Origin of the sequence: Curtobacterium flaccumfaciens UCD-AKU (genome assembly GCF_000349565.1) — a bacterium.
GTDB classification, from domain to species: Bacteria; Actinomycetota; Actinomycetes; order Actinomycetales; family Microbacteriaceae; genus Curtobacterium; species Curtobacterium poinsettiae.
The window spans coordinates 52,369-69,032 of record NZ_KB714629.1; the positions used below are offsets into that span (position 1 = coordinate 52,369).

At 70.1% G+C, this 16,664-nt stretch carries 16 protein-coding genes and 1 tRNA gene; 5 read left to right on the forward strand and 12 right to left on the reverse strand.

Going from position 1 to position 16,664, the window contains the following annotated elements:
* Nucleotides 1-48: 48 nt before the first annotated feature.
* From H489_RS32495 to H489_RS32515, 6 genes are all read right to left on the reverse strand, one after another.
* The gene (locus tag H489_RS32495) at nt 49-939 is read right to left on the reverse strand and encodes a carbohydrate ABC transporter permease (RefSeq protein ID WP_017888015.1); all 891 of its coding nucleotides are present in this window, start codon (nt 937-939) and stop codon (nt 49-51) included.
* Nucleotides 932-1,906, reverse strand: coding sequence for a carbohydrate ABC transporter permease (locus H489_RS32500; RefSeq protein ID WP_017888016.1), 975 nt, complete (start codon nt 1,904-1,906; stop codon nt 932-934). Before H489_RS32500 ends, H489_RS32495 begins: the two co-directional genes overlap by 8 nt.
* 108 nt (nt 1,907-2,014) lie before the next feature.
* Nucleotides 2,015-3,250 carry an ABC transporter substrate-binding protein gene (locus tag H489_RS32505; protein ID WP_152427317.1) on the reverse strand — a complete coding sequence of 412 codons (1,236 nt, stop codon included), beginning with the start codon at nt 3,248-3,250 and terminating at the stop codon, nt 2,015-2,017.
* Nucleotides 3,251-3,298: 48 nt separating this feature from the next.
* Nucleotides 3,299-4,636, reverse strand: a complete 1,338-nt coding sequence (locus H489_RS32510; protein WP_017888018.1) for an enolase C-terminal domain-like protein — start codon at nt 4,634-4,636, stop codon at nt 3,299-3,301.
* A gap of 241 nt (nt 4,637-4,877) precedes the next feature.
* Entirely contained in the window at nt 4,878-5,471 is a 594-nt protein-coding gene (locus H489_RS37010) for a TetR/AcrR family transcriptional regulator (protein ID WP_017888019.1), read from the reverse strand.
* Between the two features lie 77 nt (nt 5,472-5,548).
* Nucleotides 5,549-7,609, reverse strand: a complete 2,061-nt coding sequence (locus H489_RS32515) for an MDR family MFS transporter (RefSeq protein ID WP_017888020.1) — start codon at nt 7,607-7,609, stop codon at nt 5,549-5,551.
* 169 nt (nt 7,610-7,778) lie between these two features.
* Between H489_RS32515 and H489_RS32520 the strand changes: the two genes are divergently transcribed.
* Entirely contained in the window at nt 7,779-8,729 is a 951-nt protein-coding gene (locus H489_RS32520; RefSeq protein ID WP_017888021.1) for a phosphotransferase, read from the forward strand.
* Between the two features lie 72 nt (nt 8,730-8,801).
* Complete coding sequence (locus H489_RS32525; RefSeq protein ID WP_017888022.1) at nt 8,802-9,215, forward strand: hypothetical protein; 414 nt, start codon at nt 8,802-8,804, stop codon at nt 9,213-9,215.
* A gap of 33 nt (nt 9,216-9,248) precedes the next feature.
* On the opposite strand, the gene H489_RS32530 is transcribed toward H489_RS32525, so the two are convergent.
* The 5 genes from H489_RS32530 to argG all read right to left on the reverse strand — a co-directional run bounded on the left by H489_RS32530 (nt 9,249) and on the right by argG (nt 14,479).
* The gene (locus H489_RS32530; protein ID WP_017888023.1) at nt 9,249-10,706 is read right to left on the reverse strand and encodes an SPFH domain-containing protein; all 1,458 of its coding nucleotides are present in this window, start codon (nt 10,704-10,706) and stop codon (nt 9,249-9,251) included.
* Between the two features lie 178 nt (nt 10,707-10,884).
* Entirely contained in the window at nt 10,885-11,712 is an 828-nt protein-coding gene (gene nadE / locus H489_RS32535) for an ammonia-dependent NAD(+) synthetase (RefSeq protein ID WP_031260204.1), read from the reverse strand.
* A 245-nt stretch (nt 11,713-11,957) separates the two neighbouring features.
* Nucleotides 11,958-12,569 carry a copper resistance protein CopC gene (locus tag H489_RS32540; RefSeq protein ID WP_017888025.1) on the reverse strand — a complete coding sequence of 204 codons (612 nt, stop codon included), beginning with the start codon at nt 12,567-12,569 and terminating at the stop codon, nt 11,958-11,960.
* Between the two features lie 41 nt (nt 12,570-12,610).
* Nucleotides 12,611-12,778 (reverse strand): hypothetical protein, encoded by a 168-nt coding sequence (locus H489_RS38340; protein ID WP_017888026.1) that lies wholly within the window; start codon nt 12,776-12,778, stop codon nt 12,611-12,613.
* A 258-nt stretch (nt 12,779-13,036) separates the two neighbouring features.
* Nucleotides 13,037-14,479 (reverse strand): argininosuccinate synthase, encoded by a 1,443-nt coding sequence (gene argG, locus H489_RS32545; protein WP_017888027.1) that lies wholly within the window; start codon nt 14,477-14,479, stop codon nt 13,037-13,039.
* Nucleotides 14,480-14,590: 111 nt separating this feature from the next.
* Between argG and H489_RS32550 the strand changes: the two genes are divergently transcribed.
* Genes H489_RS32550 through H489_RS32560 form a run of 3 tightly spaced genes read left to right on the forward strand, consistent with a single transcriptional unit; the run spans nt 14,591 to nt 16,541 of the window.
* Nucleotides 14,591-15,145: an RNA polymerase sigma factor gene (locus H489_RS32550; RefSeq protein ID WP_017888028.1), complete on the forward strand. Its 555-nt coding sequence runs from the start codon at nt 14,591-14,593 to the stop codon at nt 15,143-15,145.
* Nucleotides 15,142-16,044, forward strand: a complete 903-nt coding sequence (locus H489_RS32555) for a hypothetical protein (RefSeq protein WP_017888029.1) — start codon at nt 15,142-15,144, stop codon at nt 16,042-16,044. Before H489_RS32550 ends, H489_RS32555 begins: the two co-directional genes overlap by 4 nt.
* Before the next feature lie 44 nt (nt 16,045-16,088).
* Entirely contained in the window at nt 16,089-16,541 is a 453-nt protein-coding gene (locus H489_RS32560) for an HTH domain-containing protein (RefSeq protein WP_017888030.1), read from the forward strand.
* Nucleotides 16,542-16,581: 40 nt separating this feature from the next.
* Here the strand turns inward: H489_RS32560 and H489_RS32565 are convergent.
* Nucleotides 16,582-16,656: transfer RNA gene (locus H489_RS32565), tRNA-Arg, on the reverse strand.
* Nucleotides 16,657-16,664: the final 8 nt, after the last annotated feature.

Consider the following 16,664-nt stretch of genomic DNA (forward strand, 5'->3'; position numbering starts at 1 on the left):
AGGCCAGTGTTCCTTTCAGTGGAGGACGAGGGAAGACGTCCGGCGGCGTCACCGGCCGCCGAGACCGCTGGTGACGATCCCCTTGACCAGGTGCTTCTGGAGCAGGATCAGCAGGATCACGGTGGGCAGCATCGAGATCACCGACGCCGCCATCACGAGGTTCCACTCGGAGCCCTGCTGCCCGAAGAACTGCTGCAGGCCGAGCGGGATGGTGCCACGGGCCTCGACGTCGTTGACGATGACGAGCGGCCAGAGGAACGAGTTCCAGTACGCGATGAACGAGAACACGGCGAGGACCGCCATCGTCGGCCGGGCGAGCGGGAGCATCACCGAGCAGAACGTCCGGATCGCTCCGGCACCGTCCACCCGGGCGGCGTCGTCGAGCTCCTGCGGCACGGTGAGGAAGAACTGCCGCACCAGGAACGCGCCGAGGGCCGTGAACGCCCACGGGATGATGAGCGCCTGGAACGTGTCGACCCACCCGAAGCCCTGCATCATCACGTACATCGGGATGACGAGGACGTCCTGCGGGATCATCAGCGTCGCGAGGAACAGGACGAACACCGTGTTCCGGCCGCGCCACCGCAGTCGTGAGAACGCGTAGCCGGACAGCACCGCGACGGCGACGTTGATCGCGGTGCCGGCCGCGGCGACGAACACGCCGTTCAGGATGAACCGGGCGAACGGCAGGTAGGTGAACGCCTGCGCGTAGTTGCCCCACTCGATGGACGAGCCCCACAGGGTCGGCGGGGTCGTGAATACGTCGGCCGACGGCTTCAGGCTCGTCGCCACCATGTAGATGAGCGGCGAGACGAACAGCAGGGCCACCAGGCACAGCAGCACGTACCCGACTGCGTGCCGCACCCTGCCGGCCTGCCGGTGCGTGCGGGGCAGCGCCCGCGGGTTGATCGTCCGGTTGGACGAGGTCAGCTCACTCATAGTGCACCCACCGCTTCTGTCCGAGGAACTGGACGGCCGTGATGCCGAGGATGATGACGAACAGCACCCACGCCCCGGCCGATGCGAGTCCGAGCTGCTGGGTCTGGAACCCGGTGTTGTAGATGTACTGCACCAGGGTCTCGGTCGCGGTGCCGGGACCGCCCTTCGTCAGGACGAACGGCTGCACGAACACCTGGAACGAGGTGATCAGGGTCATCATCGTCGCGAAGAAGATCGACGGCGAGATGAGCGGGAACTTGATCCGCCAGAACATCTGCCAGGCGTTCGCCCCGTCGAGCTGGGCAGCCTCGATCTGGTTCTCCGGCACCGAGTCGAGCGCCGCCGAGAAGATCAGCATGTTGTAGCCGAACCCCTGCCAGACGCTCATCGCGACGACGGCGAGCATCGCCCATTGGTCGTCCGCCAGGAAGTTCGGGGCGTGCACGCCGACGGTCGACTGCAGCGTCGCGTCGATGGCGCCGCCCGGCTGGTACAGCATCCGCCAGACGACGACGTTCGCGACGATCGGCGTGATCGTCGGGATGAAGAACAGCACGCGGAAGACGTGCCGGTGCCGGATCTTCGGGGTGAGCCAGGCCGCGAGTCCGAGGGACACGACCAGGTTGAGCGGCACGTAGAGCACGACGAACAGCACCGTGTTGAGCGTGACCGTCCGGAAGATCGGGTCGGAGAACAGCTGCGCGTAGTTCGACAGGCCGGCCCACGAGCGTTCACCGAGCATCGGCCAGTTCATGAAGCTCACGACGAGCGACGCCAGGATCGGGAACGCCGTGAACACGACGAGGCCGATCGAGTGCGGTGCGGCGAACGCCGCGCCCCACCACGAGCGGCGGCCGAGCTCGGCGTCGGCGCCGCCGGTCTTCCGGCGGGGCGCCGCGCCGGTCGCGACCGCGACCGCGGGGGCGGGCAGCGCCGCCTCGGCGGGTGGGTCCTGGATGGTGGTCATGCGACGACCTCCTCGTCGTTCGCGCGGTCCTGAACAGGGTGGGGATCGGACGGGAGGCCCGTGGCGGGGCCGTGGCGGGCCTCCCCGTCCGTCAAGGGGTGACGCCCGTCACTGCGAGCCGAGCTGGCTCGCGATGGACGACATCGTGTCCTTGCCGGAGGTCTGTCCGTTCACCGCCTGCAGGGCGTACTGCGCGAAGAGCTGGTTGAGCTGGTCGCTCTGCTTGTTGCCGGGCAGCGGGGTGGCGTTCTCGAGCCCGGTCTTCAGGGCGTCCTCGACCCCGTCGATGCCGGCGTTGTCGTACCAGGCCTGCTGCGCCGCGGTGCGTGCCGGGAAGGCGCGACCCTGCTCGGCGAGCGAGGTGAGCGTGGACTCGTTCGTCATCGTCGTGATGGCCTTGAACGCCTGCTCGGGGTACTTGCACTGCTTCGAGATGCCGAAGCCCGACCCGGCGGCGAACGAGCTGGGTCCGTCCGTGCCCGAGGGGATCGTCGTGATGCCGAGGTCGAACTGCACCTTGGCCTTCTGGCTGATGATCGACCACGGGCCGTCGCTGTACATCGCGACGTCACCGGACACGAACGCGTTGTCGTCGGTGGAGCCGTCGGTGCTCGCCTGCGTGGCGTAGCCGTCCTTGACCAGGCTGCCGATCCAGTCGAGCCCCTCGGCGAACTTCGTGTTCGAGGCGTCGAGCGTGCCGTCGGCCCCGATGACCCGACCGCCGTTGTAGCCGAGGATCATCGACTCGAGGGGGATGTCCTCGACGCTCGTGCCCCAGATCGGCGTGCCGGCGGCCTTGAGTTGCTTGGCGGCGTCCTCGAACTCGTCGACCGTCCAGCCCGGCTTCGGCTCGGGGACGCCCGCCTTGTCGAAGATGTCCTTGTTGTAGAACATGACCATGGGGCCGGTGTCGTACGGCAGCCCGTAGAGCTTGCCGTCGACCTTCATGCCGTCGAGCCCGGTCTGGTCGTACTCGCTCAGGTCGAGGTCGGCCTGCTTCGCCATGTCGTCGATCGGCACGAGCACGTCCGTGTAGTTCGCGGCGCGGAGCGACTGGATGCTCACGATGCACGGGGCGGTGCCGGTCGACAGCTGCGTGCGGAGCTTCGTCCAGTAGTCGTTGAACGGGGAGCCCTGGATCGACACGTCCACGTCGTCGTCGGTCTTGACGGTGTCGGCGACCTTCTGCCACGCGGCCTTGTCCTCCTTCCCGGCGATCCACATGGCCCAGGTGAGGGAGTCCTTCGACTGGCCGTCGCTGGCGTTGCTGCCAGCGGAACAGCCGGTGAGCACGAGCAGGGCAGCTGCTGCTGCCGCCAGCCCGGCGGTACGTCGTCGTTGCATCGGTGTCTCCACTTCGTCGTGGTGATGGGGTGTGCGGGGAGGGGGGATTCAGGCGACCCGGACGGCGTCCGGGACGTGCGCTGCGTCGGACTCGGCCCAGACCGGGCCGTCCGGGAACGCGTGGGTGGTCAGGGTGTCGGCGAGCATCTCGGTGCCGGCGCCGGGCGCGGTCGGCGGCCAGTAGCGGCCGTCGTGGACGTCGACCGGGGTCACGAAGTGCTCGTGCAGGTGGTCGACGAACTCGATGCACCGGGTGTCGAGGTCGCCGGTCAGGGCGACCGCGTCGAACATCGACAGGTGCTGCACCGCCTCGCACAGGCCGACACCGCCGGCGTGCGGGCAGACACGGACGCCGTGCTTCGCGGCGAGGAGCAGGATCGCCAGGTTCTCGTTCACCCCGGCGACCCGGGTGGCGTCGATCTGCAGCACCGACATCGACCTGGCCTGGATCAGCTGCTTCGCGATCACGCGGTTCGCCATGTGCTCCCCCGTCGCGACCGGGATCGGGGCGATGCGCCGGGCGATCTCGGCGTGGGCCAGGATGTCGTCCGGGCTCGTGGGCTCCTCGACCCACGCGATGTCGAAGGGGCGGAGCCGGTCGATCCACGCCACGGCCTCGTCGACGTCCCAGCGCTGGTTGGCGTCGATCGCGATCCGGACGTCCGGGCCGACGGTGGCGCGGGCGATGCCCATCCGTCGGACGTCCTCGTCCACGTCGCCGCCGACCTTGAGCTTGATCTGGGTGAACCCGTCGTCCACGGCTTCACGGCACAGCCGCGCGAGCTTCTCGTCGTCGTAGCCGAGCCAGCCCGGGGTCGTCGTGTAGGCGCGGTAACCCTCGCGCTCCAGACGGGTACGGCGTTCGGCACGCAGCGGTTCGGCGGCGCGGAACAGCTCGAGCGCCTCGGCCGGGGTGATCGCGTCGGTCAGGTACCGGAAGTCGACCAGGTCGACGAGTTCCTCGGGACGCAGGTCGGCGAGCAGGGCCCAGAGCGGCTGCCCCGCACGTTTCGCCCGCAGGTCCCACAGGGCGTTCACCACGGCGCCGATCGCCATGTGCATGACGCCCTTCTCCGGGCCGAGCCACCGCAGCTGCGAGTCGTGCACCATCGCGCGCCAGGTGCCGCCCATGTCGGCCAGGACCGCCTCGGCATCGGCGCCGACGACGTGCCCGCGGAGCGCCGCGATCGCCGACTCCTGCACCTCGTTGCCGCGGCCGATGGTGAAGACGAAGCCGGTGCCGACCAGGCCGTCGAGCGCGTCGGTGGTGATCTCGACGTAGGCGGCGGAGTAGTCGGGAGCGGGGTTCATGGCGTCGGACCCGTCGTGCTCTCGCGAGGTCGGGAACCGGATGTCGTGCACGTGCAGACCGGTGATGCGGCTCATCTGTGTCTCCTGCCGTCCGGTCTCCGTCGACCGAACGGTGCAATCAAAACATCCGATGTCTTGCGCGTCAAGAGCCGTGTTCGTGCCGTTTCGGCGAAAGTCACCCCGCAACCGTCCGATGACTGCGCATGCGGCGGTCTGGACGCATCAACGGCCTGGAGGCGCGGTGCGGGTCGGTCCCGCACCGCGCCTCCAGGCCGTTCTCGCCCCCGCGCCGGGGGCGACGCGATGGTCGCGCCGGTCAGGCGGAGGCGAGCCGCCCCATCTCGGCGACGACCGCACGCAGCCGCGCCGCGAGCTCGTCGCGCGAACCGTCCGCCGACCGGTGGGCCGACTCGATCACGGCGGCCATCACCAGCGTGGTCGCGGTCCGCGCGGTGTCCTCGCCGACCCGCTCGGCCGCGACCGTCAGGACCGTCTGCCGGGCGTGCGCCATCCACTGCATCATCGCCGGGACCATCTCGGGCCGGGCCCGGACGAGCTCCTTCATGCGCCGACGGTCCTGTGGCAGGGTGACCGTCTGCGCGACGAGCTCGCAGAGGTCCGACACCAGCGGACCCGCGGAACCGAGGAACGCTGCGCGCGCCGCGTCCGGGACCATCGTCGCCGGCAACCCGAGGGCCGCCTCGGCCTTCGACGGGAAGTAGTTGAAGAAGGTCCGCGGGGAGACCCCGGCGTCCGCGCAGATCTGCTCCACCGTCACCCCGGCGAGCCCCCGCTCGGTGACCAGGGCGAGTGCCGACCGGTGGATGGCGGACCGGGTCTGCTGCTTCTTGCGTTCCCGCAGGCCGCAGTCGCTCGCGACGAGGTCCTCGGTGGTGGTGGTCTGGTGCACGTGCTGCGCTCCGTCCTGTTCTCGGGTCCGTGCGACGCCGGGCCTCCGCGTCGTGTGACGAGGAGGCCCGGCGGGGTTCAGTCCTTGGACCGACCGCCCTGGACCGGGATCGAACCGGTGACCGGGGCGGTGGGCGAGCCCATCGTGTCCGCGGCCCGCACGGCCTGCGCTTCGAGGTCGTCGGCGGTGCCGGCGTCGTCCGCCTGCTCCTGCAGGGCCGAGCTCTTGCGGAGCGGCGGCGCCTTGAAGAAGAAGCTCAGGACGAACGCAAGCAGGATCACCGAGAAACCGACCCAGTAGACGGTCACGGCCGAGGCGTTGAACCCCGACATGAACGGCCGGGTCAGGGCCGGGTCCGCACCGTTGAGGTAGGACGTGTCGCTCGTCTCGGCGTTCGAGTCCTTCGAGTCGTTCGCGCCCTTGTCGATCTGCTTCGACAGCTCCGGGGCCAGCTGGTCCACCCAGTAGGTGCGCTGCGACGAGTCGGACCAGTCGACGACGAGTCGGCCGTCCTGCACGCTGGCGTGCGCCTTGTCGGCGGCTGCGGTGAGCGCCTGCTGCCGCACCGCATCGGGAGCACCGGCGGTGGCCGCGGTCACCTGGTCGGTGGCGGTGTCGAGCCCGGACTGCACCTGCTGCTGGAGCGGGGTGACGATCGGGTTCCAGATCTGGTCCATGACACCCTGGTTCGCCTCGGCGCTCGCGACCGTCGGGTCGAGCGCCGCGCTGAGGGCGGGCTTCAGGTTCGACTGGTCCGCCGTGGCGTGCAGGATGTTCGTCGGCATGAGCGAGAACAGGACGGACAGCAGCACGGCGGTGCCGAGCGTGCCACCGATCTGCCGGAAGAACGTGGCGGACGACGTCGCGACACCCATGTCCCGCGGCTGCACCGCGTTCTGCGAGGCCAGGGTGATGCTCTGCATGAGCTGGCCGAGCCCGAGACCGATCAGGAACATGCCGATCATCAGGAACCACAGCGGCTTGTCGATCGTCATGAACGTCAGGACGACGTAGCCGAGCGACACCAGCGCCGTCCCGATGACCGGGAAGATCCGGTAGCGGCCGGTACGGGCCACGATCTGACCCGATGCGATCGAGGCGATCATCAGGCCACCGATCATCGGCAGCGTGGCGAACCCGGACTCCGTCGGCGTCAGACCGGTGACGATCTGCAGGTAGAGCGGGATGGTGAGCATCGCACCGAACATCGCGAAGCCGACCAGGAAGCCCAGGACGGTCGCCATCGAGAACGTGGCCGAGCGGAAGAGCTTGAGCGGGATGATCGCGTCGTCCTGCATGCGGGTCTCGATCACCAGGAAGGCGACGAGGCCGAGCGCGCCGATGCCGTAGCAGGCCAGCGCACTCGCCGAACCCCAGCCCCACGTGCGACCCTGCTCCGCGACGAGGAGCAGCGGTGCCAGCGTGACGATGACCGAGGTCGCGCCCCACCAGTCGATGCGCGGCTTCGCCTTGGCCTCGCCGAACTTCGGCAGGTGCAGGAACGCGATCACCATGAGCAGCGCCGCGACGCCGATCGGCACGTTGATCAGGAACACCCAGCGCCAGCCGGTGATGCCGACGATCGAGCTCGCACCGGCGAACAGTCCGCCGATGAGCGGGCCGATGACGGACGAGATGCCGAAGACCGCCAGGAAGTAGCCCTGGTACTTCGCACGCTCACGGGGCGCGAGGATGTCGCCCATGATCGCCAGTGGCAGCGACATCAGCGCACCGGCACCGATGCCCTGGAACGCGCGGAAGGCGGCCAGCATGGTCATCGACGTCGACAGGGTCGAGAGCAGTGACCCGAGGATGAAGACCGCGATGCCGAAGATGTAGAGCGGGCGACGCCCGAAGACGTCGGAGAGCTTGCCGTAGATGGGCGTGGTGATGGTCGACGCGATCAGGTATGCGGTCGTGACCCAGGCCTGCTGGTCGAGGCCGTGCAGGTCGTCGCCGATCGTACGGATAGCGGTACCGACGATCGTCTGGTCGAGCGAGGACAGGAACATGCCCGCCATCAGGCCGTAGATGACGAGCAGGATCTGGCGGTGCGACATGATCGGCTTGCCCGGCGTGCTCGCCGGGGAGTCCTGTCGTCCGCGCGACACCTCGACGGGTGCGGTGGCAGTGGACATGCGGTGTTCCTCACAGGGGGTGTGGCGTGGTGGTCGTCGGCCTGGTCGGGACCCCAAATCAGGATCAACCTTGCAGGCTATGCAACTTTACACCGCAAGCACCTTTGCCGCCAACGCAAAGTTGCCGAGCGTGCACGTTTGTGTACGGGTTCTCAGGTAGCGTCGGGTCATGGGGCGAACCACCTGGACCGATGTACCGACGACGCTGCGGCAGCAGGTGGAGGGGGTGCTGGGCGGGCCCGTCGTGACCGCCGAGTCGCAGGCGAGCGGGTGGTCCCCCGGCAGCGCCGACCGCGTGACGACCGGGGCCGGACGACGCGCCTTCGTGAAGACGGTGTCGCGCTCGCGCAACGAAGCGGCCTTCGAGCTGCACCGGCGCGAGGCCACGGTCATGGCGCAGCTGCCGACCACCGTGCAGGCGCCGCGACTGCTCGACGCACTGCACACCACCGTCGACGGCGACGACTGGGTCGCGCTCGTGCTCGACGACGTCGCGGGACAGCACCCGGGCAGCCACCTCGACGGTTCGGACACGACGGCCGTGCTCGACGCGCTCGACACCCTGCCGCTCGCGACCGGCGCCCTGGCGGCACTCCCCCGCATCGCCGAGGACCTGCGCGGCGAGTTCGGGGCCTGGGACCGGATGCTGACCGACGACGCGACCGCCGCCCGCGTCGCCGAGGTCGTGCCGCCGCACGTGCTCGACGCCGGCCCCGCGATCGCCCGTGCGGCATCGCAGGCGGCCGCGCTCGTCGACGGCGAGCACCTCGTGCACGCCGACTGCCGAGCGGACAACCTGCTCGTCGACGGCGGCGGGCTCGTCTGGGTGGTCGACTGGCCCTGGGCGAGCGTGGGTGCGCACTGGCTTGACCCACTGACCTACCTGCTCGACACCCTCGTGCGTGGTGAGGACGCCGACGTCGAGCACCACCTCGCCACGCACCCGGTGTTCGCCGAGGTTCCGGCCGACACGATCGACGCCGTGCTGGCCGGGCTCGCCGGGCTGTTCTTCGAGCACGCCCTGCCGCCGGCGCCACCGAACATGCCCACGATCCGCGACTTCCAGCGGCGCGAGGGCGTGGCGGCCGCCGAGTGGCTGCTCCGCCGCTGGGCCGACTGACGGCTCGTCCGCGGACGCCGGGGGACGCATCTGTCCAGGGAGCGCAGCGCGCCGGAGCGTACGGTCCACCGCATGACTGACGAGCACCGCACCCCGCGCCCCGAAGACGACGCCGCGCGCCTCGGTCTCGTCGTCGTCGGCGAGGCAGCAGCCCTGCAGTCCGGCGACGAAGCGGCGTTGGACGCGAGCGAGCAGAACATCCGCGACACGATCGACGAGCTGGTCGACGAGCCCCTGACGCAGCGGCAGGAAGAGGTCGTCGAGCGACTCGCCGCGGCCGGTGGGACCCTGACCGCTGGGCTCAGCGGCGCCCTCGCCGCACAGAGCGGACGCAGCGTCGACGACGTGCTCGAGGGCGCCGCTCGCAGTGTCGTCTGGCAGCAGCGGCTGGCCGACCAGCGCGAGGACGCCGGGTCGCAGCAGCGTGAGGACGCCGGTGGGCAGCAGCGCGACCAACAGGACGAGAATGGGCGCGGCGAGGGCTGACCCCCGACGCGCCCGCCGAACGGGTCCGCTCGGTTACTCGACTGGTTCGGCCTGCGGCGCCGCCTGCTCGCGCACGACGGCTCGGGCGGCTGCCTGCCCCGTCGTGGTGCTCTTCACGATGTCGCTCAGGGTGAACCCGGCGGTGGCACCGAGCAGCGCATCGACCTCGCTGAACTGGCTGACGACGCTCTTCGACAGTGCGCCGGCGCCGTCGGAGGACACCACGGTGAGCGTGTCGATGTTGCTCATCGGAGCAGCGAGCTCGCGGGCGATGCTCGGCAGTGTCTCGATCGCCTTGACCCGCAGGACGGCCTCGGAGTGCTGTGCGAGCGCGTCGGCCTGCGCCTTGGTCGCATCGGCCTCGGCCTGACCCTTCGCACGGATCGCGTCGGCGGCGGCTTCACCCTCGGCGCGTGAGGCGTCGGCGGCGAGCTTGCGGGCGTCCGCTTCGGCCTTCGCCTCGGCCGCGACGGCCTCGGCGGAGATCCGGCGGGCCTCGGCCTGGGCGCGTGCGGTCTCGACCTGGGCACCGGCAGCGGCTTCGGCCTCGACGCGGGTCTTGCGCGCCTGGGCCTCGGCGACGGCGGAGACCTCGGACTCGAGCTCGGCACGGCGCAGTTCGGCACGCTTCTGCGCGGTGATCTGCTCCTGCTCGACGACGCCCTGGGACGCACGCGCCTGGGCGAGCGGGCCGGCGGCAGCAGCTTCGGCAGAGGCGCGGTCGGCGTCGAGCTGCAGCGCGGCACGACGGATGGCCAGGGTGTTCTCGGCCTCGGCGATCGCCTGGTCGGCGGTCGCGCGCGCCTCTCGCGCTTCACGGTCGGCCTGGGCCTCGGCGTTCTCGGCCTCGAGTCGCACGCGTGCACGCTCGGCACGACCGAGGTCACTGATGTACTCGTTGCGGTCCGAGATGCCCTTGATCTCGAACGAGTCGACGTCGAGCCCCTGGCTGTGCAGGGCGTCCTTCGCGACGTCGAGCACGGCGACGGTGAGCTGGTCGCGCTTGCGGATGATGGTCGACACGTCGGTCGCACCGATTGAGGCGCGGAGCGAACCGGACAGGACCTCGCGCGCGAAGTCGTCGATCTTCTTCTCCTGCCCGAGGAACCGCTGCGCGGCAGCCCGGATCGAGGCGTCGGTCTCGCCGACCTTGACGAGCGCGACCGCTTCGACGTCGATGGTGACCCCTCGGGAGTCCTGCGCGTTGACGTTGATGTCGATCGCGCGCGAGCTGAGCGACAGCTTCGCGACCTTCTCGAAGAAGGGTCGGACGAGCACGCCGGCGCCGAGCACGACCTTGATGCCGGACTCGACGGTCTCGGTGCCGTCGTCGTTCTTGACCTTGCGCGAGCGCTTGCCGGTGATGATGAGCGCTTCGTCGGCGCCGGCGTTGCGGTACACGACCTTGGCGTAGATCAGCGCGATCACGGCGAGGACGATGATCCCCACGATGACCAGCGGGATGGCTCCGAGCGCGAACAGGACGTCCATGTTTCCCCCCTTGCGGACCAGGTACCAGCCTGGATTCCGCATCTGTTGTTCCGTTGGCTCCCATCCTAGGAGCGCCGGCGGACAGCGGGGGGCGCGCAGGGAAGTGTCGGGGACGACAGACGGGAGGCGCGGTGCAGGATCACCTGCACCGCGCCTCCCGGCCGTATCGCGTCAGCGCCTACGCGCCCGCACGCCACCAGTCGTCGAAGGGCGTCGCCGGCACCTGCCGCTTGTGCTCCGTCGCGCGGTAGCGCGACTCGATCGCCTCGGCGACCTCGATCGGCACGTCGTGCCCCTGCAGGTAGGCGTCGATCTCGGCGTAGGACAGCCCCAGGTTCGCCTCGTCGGTCTGCCCGGGCGTCTCGTCGAGCAGGTCCGCGGTGGGGGCCTTCTCGTACAGACGGGCGGGTGCGCCGAGGTGCTCGAGCAGCTGCCGCCCCTGGCTCTTCGACAGCCCGGTGAGCGGGGTGAGGTCGACGCCGCCGTCACCGTACTTGGTGAAGAAGCCCGTGACGGCCTCGGCCGCGTGGTCCGTGCCGACCACCAGCAGGCCACGCTGCCCGGCGACCGCGTACTGGGCGACCATGCGCATGCGGGCCTTGACGTTGCCCTTCACGAAGTCGCTCAGCTCGACGCCGGAGGCCGCGGTGTCCTCGACGACCCCGTCGACCCCGTGCTCGATGTTCACGGTGATGCCCGGGTCGGCCGCGATGAACTGCAGGGCGAGCTGGGCGTCGTCCTCGTCGGCCTGCACCCGGTAGGGCATGCGGACGGTCGTGAACTCGGCCGGGTGCCCCTCGGCACGGAGCGACTCGACCGCGAGCTGGGTCAGGCGGCCGGCCAGGGTGGAGTCCTGCCCGCCGCTGATGGCGAGGAGGTAGCCTTTCGCCCCGGTCGTCAGCAGGTAGTCGCGCAGGAACCCGACACGACGGGCGACCTCCTGCTCCGGGTCGATGGTCGGCTGGACGTTGAGGTCCGCTGCGATGGCGGCTTGGAGTTCACGCACCACCCCAGTATCACGCCGATCGGCCCGGATGGACCGGATCGATCGACAGTTCGATGCCACGCGATGGTGCTGTCGATCGCGCAGAGGTGTTGTTCGTCCCGATCGGGTTCCGCACCGCGCCGACGCCGCACTCGAGGCCACTCCCGTGGCGCACGCGGTCGCGCCGCGTGCGCTTCGTGCGCAGGAACGGTCGGGTGCGCGCCTGCGACCCGACCGTTCCTGCTCACGAAGTGAGGTGCGCCGCGCTACGAGCTGCGCTCGGCGCTGCGCCCACGGCGCAGCAGCAGCACGACGACAGCACCGGCCACCAGGACCGTGCCGGCGCCGAGGGCGACCCACACGCCGGGCGCGATGCCCGGTGACGACGACGGCGCTCCGTCGGACGCCCCGGTGGCCGTCGCGGTGGCGCTCGGTGTGGGCGCGGTGCTCGCCGTCGGGGTCGGAGCACCGGTCGCGCTCGGGGTCGGAACAGCAGCTGCAGCCCGGTAGTCGAACGCGAGCGTGCCCTCGATCGGGTGGCCGTCCGGCGACACGTACCGCCAGAGCACCGTGTAGTTGCCCCGGTCGAGATCGACCGCGCGGCGCATGGTCGTGCCGGAGACGGTCACGTCACCCGTGGCGACGTCCGTGCCGGCAGCATCCGTCACCTGGATCCGGAGCCCGGCGTCGAGGCCGGCGAGCGGCGCCTCGGAGAAGGTCAGGTCGACGGTCTGCAGCGGTTCGGTGATGACCGCCCCGTCCGCCGGGGTACTGCTCGTCAGGGCCGAGTGGGCAGACGCGGGCTGGACGCCGACGAGCGTCAGCAGTCCCGCCGCGACGATCGCCAGTGCCGCCGCAGTGGTTCGGGCTGTACGCATGCGCAGACTCTACCGACGGTCGAGCGGCAATCCGCTGCGGGTCAGAGCTGCTCGCCGAGGAAGTCTGCGTACGTCGGCTCGTAGCGCGCGTCGCCGGCGCCGACGAGCTGGTGGCCGGTTCCTTCGAGGCGCTCGGCAACGAGGGCGGCGAGTTCTTCCGGGGACCGGAGCCCGTGGCGGTGCCAGATGTTCTGCAAGTTGGCGGCCATGATGACCAGCCCTTCGTCGAGATGATGCGCATCTCGGATCCGTCCGGGTCGACCCGCTGTGCCAGACCCCACAGATCGTGAGGAGCATCGTGACGACGAGTCCCTGATGACTGACCCGGTACCGCAACGATACGGTCGCGTCCCACCGCCGTCGAGGCGGATGCGCTTCGCGGCTGACGACGGACGGGAGGCCCGGTGCCAGCCGGCACCGGGCCTCCAGTCGTCAGGGGGTCGCGCCCAGGGCGCGGGTCCGCTCGATCAGTCGGTGCCGGAGTCGAAGGCGGCGCCTTCGGAGGCCAGGTCGGTGCGACGGCCCATCGCGTCCTCGGCGTCGGAGGCGACGATCGCGCCACCGAGGATCTCCTCGGCCTCGCCCGCTTCGAGCTCGCCGACGAGCTCGGCCGTCGCGCCACCGATGAGGCCGGCGGCGGCGTACTGCTCGAGTCGCGATCGGGAGTCCGCGATGTCGAGGTTGCGCATCGTGAGCTGGCCGATGCGGTCGTCCGGCCCGAACGCGGCGTCGCCGACGCGCTCCATCGACAGCTTGTCCGGGTGGTACGACAGCGCCGGGCCCGTGGTGTCGAGGATCGTGTAGTCGTCGCCGCGACGCAGACGCAGCGTGACCTCGCCGGTGACGGCGGAGGCGACCCAGCGCTGCAGCGACTCACGGAGCATCAGGGACTGCGGGTCGAGCCAGCGGCCTTCGTACATCAGGCGACCGAGACGGCGACCCTCGTTGTGGTACGAGGCGACCGTGTCCTCGTTGTGGATCGCGTTGAGCAGGCGCTCGTAGGCGATGTGCAGCAGCGCCATGCCCGGAGCCTCGTAGATGCCGCGGCTCTTCGCCTCGATGATGCGGTTCTCGATCTGGTCGGACGTACCCAGGCCGTGGCGGCCACCGATGGCGTTCGCCTCGTAGACCAGGGCGACCGCGTCGGTGTACTCGACGCCGTTGATCGCGACGGGGCGACCGGCCTCGAACCGGACGCTGACGATCTCGGTCGCGACCTCGACGTCGTCACGCCAGGCGGCGACACCCATGATCGGCTCGACGATGTCCAGGCCGCTGGACAGCTCTTCGAGGCTCTTCGCCTCGTGCGTCGCGCCCCAGATGTTCGCGTCGGTCGAGTACGCCTTCTCGGTGGAGTCGCGGTACGGGAACCCACGGGCGACGAGCCACTCGCTCATCTCCTTGCGGCCGCCGAGCTCCTCGACGAACTCGGAGTCGAGCCACGGCTTGTAGACGCGCAGGCGCGGGTTGGCCATCAGGCCGTAGCGGTAGAACCGCTCGATGTCGTTGCCCTTGTAGGTGGAGCCGTCGCCCCAGATGTCGACGCCGTCTTCCTTCATGGCGCGGACGAGCATCGTGCCCGTCACCGCGCGACCGAGCGGCGTCGTGTTGAAGTACGTCTTGCCGCCGGAGCGGATGTGGAACGCACCGGTCTGCAGTGCGACCAGGCCTTCTTCGACCAGGGCGCTCTTCGCGTCGACCAGTCGGGCGATCTCGGCGCCGTACTCGTGGGCGCGGCTCGGGACGGCGTCGATGTCCGGCTCGTCGTACTGGCCGATGTCGGCCGTGTACGTGCAGGGGATCGCTCCCTTCTCGCGCATCCAGGCAACGGCGCAGGAGGTGTCGAGACCCCCTGAGAACGCGATGCCGACTCGTTCGCCGACGGGGAGACTGCTCAGGACCTTGGACACGGGGTCAATCGTACGGGGCCAGCGGGGTCGACTACCGTCCGGGGCGACGGTTGTGGAGAACTGGTCGGGCAGAACCAGGAACCGATCCGGGGCGACCGGACAATACAGAGCATGAACCAGATCACGGGGGACCGGTCCGACTGGGCCCTGGGCGTCGCCGGGGACGGCCGTGCGGTCGGTCGGCTCTTCGACCGGCACGCGGCGCGACTGCGTCGTCACGTCCGAGCGCTCGTCCCGACGCCGGACGACGCCGACGACGTGGTCGCCGTGGTGTTCCTCGAAGCCTGGCGGAAGCGGGACCACGTCCGTTTCGTCGACGACTCGATGCTGCCGTGGCTCCTCGTCACGGCGACCAACACGGCGCACAACCTGACGCGGGCCTCTCGGCGCCACCGCTCGTTCCTCGGCAGGTTCCCGGTCGACGACCCGGCACCCGACCCGGCGGACTCCTTCACCGACGCAGAGGCCGTGACCGCACTCCGTGGTCTTCCGATCGCGGACCAGCGCGTCCTGTCCCTCTGCGTGCTCGAGGGGCTGAGCGAGCGTGAGGCCGCGACCGTCCTCGGCGTCCCGCCCGGCACCGTCAAGTCCCGGCTCCACCGTGCGAAGGCGCGGCTCCACAAGCAGTACTCGGCGACAGCGGAACCCCTCGGAGGCACACTGTGAACCACGACCAGATCTCCCCCCGGCTCGCGGCGATGCGCGACGCACTCGTCGCAGAGGTCGACGCGACCAGCGCCACCGGAGCGCCGCTCCGTCGACGTCGCCGACCGACCCGCGGCACGGTCCTCACGATCGCGGCGGCGTTCCTGGCGGGATCGGCCGTCACGGGCGGGATCACCGCGGCTGCCCTCCCGTCGAGCGACCCGGATGCCGCGCTGGAGAGCACCCTTGCGACCTCGACGCGCTACATGGTCGAGGACGTCAACCACGCCACGATCCTCGGGACTCCGGCCTTCGCGAGCACGCAGGGCGATGGTTCGTTCTCGCTCGGTGCCCGCCCCGCGGACGCCGACCGTGTGACGCTCACGTGGAAGTGCCTCGACCCGGCGACCTTCACCGTGGCCGTCGACGGGACGACCGTCGACGGGCCGACCCGCTGCACGCCCGGCGCGACCGGTGCGCATTGGAGCCTGTCCCCTGCGACCGGTTCCGGACGTGCGTCGGTGACCGTCTCCGTGATGGGCGGCGGCTCCGCCCGCTACGCCGTCTGGGCCTCGTGGGCCGAGTCCGCGCCGATCGCGGATCCGTCTGCCCAGCAGCGAGCCGAGATCCGCGACGGCCGGATCACCCTCGACGAGTACCGTGCCGCGTTCAACCGGCTCGAGGCCTGCCTGACGCAGGCGGGACACCCGATGGACGACGTGCCCCTCCTCTGGTTCGCGAACGGGTCCTGGACGAGCCGACCCGTCGGCACGGGCCCCTGGTACCTGTACTCGACGCCGACCGAGGGCCTCGAGGTGTTCGACACCCAGTGCTACCCGCGGGAGTTCGGCCAGGTCGACGCGCTCTGGCAGGCGGAACACCCCGTGCCGGAGGACCCGCCGGCCCAGCCCGCTGGATGATGCACCATGGTGCGGAGAGTCCTGCGACCGATGAAGGGAACGAGATGACTGCCGAGGCCCTCGACGTCCGGGCGGAACTCCGCGCGCTGATCGAGCACCGTTCCGTCGCGCTCGAGGCGATCGCGCAGATGACCGGCATCTCGGAGTCCACGCTCTCCGCGTACCTGGCCGGGCCAGGGACCGAGCACCAGGGTCTGACCGCCCTCGGGACCGGGCTGACTCCCGACGAATCGCAGCGGCTCGCCGTCTTCGCAGCCATGCTGGCCGCGGCTTCGAGCGTGCCCGACGATGACCGCGTCCGGGGCATGCTCGAGGGTCTCACGCAGGTCTCCGGGCTGACGGTGGCGAACATCGCGTCGCTCACCGGGATCGCGGAGTCCGACCTCGATGCGTTCTCGGAGGACCCGACCGGGGTGAGCGACGACGTGAAGTACGCGATCGCGACCCGGACCTCGTACCTCGTGAACGCCGTCAACCTCGCGACGTCGAGACACTGAGCGACACCGACGCGCGGCAGGAACTCGAACCGCTTCGATCTGGTGCCCCTGGAGGGACTCGAACCCCCAACCGTTTCCTTAGGACGGAACTGCTCTTCCATTGAGCTACAGAGGCTGGCCCGT

Excerpts from the sequence above, each read along its gene's own strand:
- H489_RS32515 (WP_017888020.1), bottom strand. The coding sequence starts at position 7,609 with ATGTCCACTGCCACCGCACCCGTCGAGGTGTCGCGCGGACGACAGGAC.
- H489_RS32510 (WP_017888018.1), bottom strand. The coding sequence starts at position 4,636 with ATGAGCCGCATCACCGGTCTGCACGTGCACGACATCCGGTTCCCGACC.
- H489_RS32560 (WP_017888030.1), top strand. The coding sequence starts at position 16,089 with ATGACTGCCGAGGCCCTCGACGTCCGGGCGGAACTCCGCGCGCTGATC.
- H489_RS32530 (WP_017888023.1), bottom strand. The coding sequence starts at position 10,706 with ATGGACGTCCTGTTCGCGCTCGGAGCCATCCCGCTGGTCATCGTGGGG.
- H489_RS32505 (WP_152427317.1), bottom strand. The coding sequence starts at position 3,250 with ATGCAACGACGACGTACCGCCGGGCTGGCGGCAGCAGCAGCTGCCCTG.
- H489_RS32520 (WP_017888021.1), top strand. The coding sequence starts at position 7,779 with ATGGGGCGAACCACCTGGACCGATGTACCGACGACGCTGCGGCAGCAG.
- H489_RS32550 (WP_017888028.1), top strand. The coding sequence starts at position 14,591 with ATGAACCAGATCACGGGGGACCGGTCCGACTGGGCCCTGGGCGTCGCC.
- H489_RS32500 (WP_017888016.1), bottom strand. The coding sequence starts at position 1,906 with ATGACCACCATCCAGGACCCACCCGCCGAGGCGGCGCTGCCCGCCCCC.
- H489_RS38340 (WP_017888026.1), bottom strand. The coding sequence starts at position 12,778 with ATGGCCGCCAACTTGCAGAACATCTGGCACCGCCACGGGCTCCGGTCC.
- H489_RS32525 (WP_017888022.1), top strand. The coding sequence starts at position 8,802 with ATGACTGACGAGCACCGCACCCCGCGCCCCGAAGACGACGCCGCGCGC.
- H489_RS32540 (WP_017888025.1), bottom strand. The coding sequence starts at position 12,569 with ATGCGTACAGCCCGAACCACTGCGGCGGCACTGGCGATCGTCGCGGCG.
- H489_RS32495 (WP_017888015.1), bottom strand. The coding sequence starts at position 939 with ATGAGTGAGCTGACCTCGTCCAACCGGACGATCAACCCGCGGGCGCTG.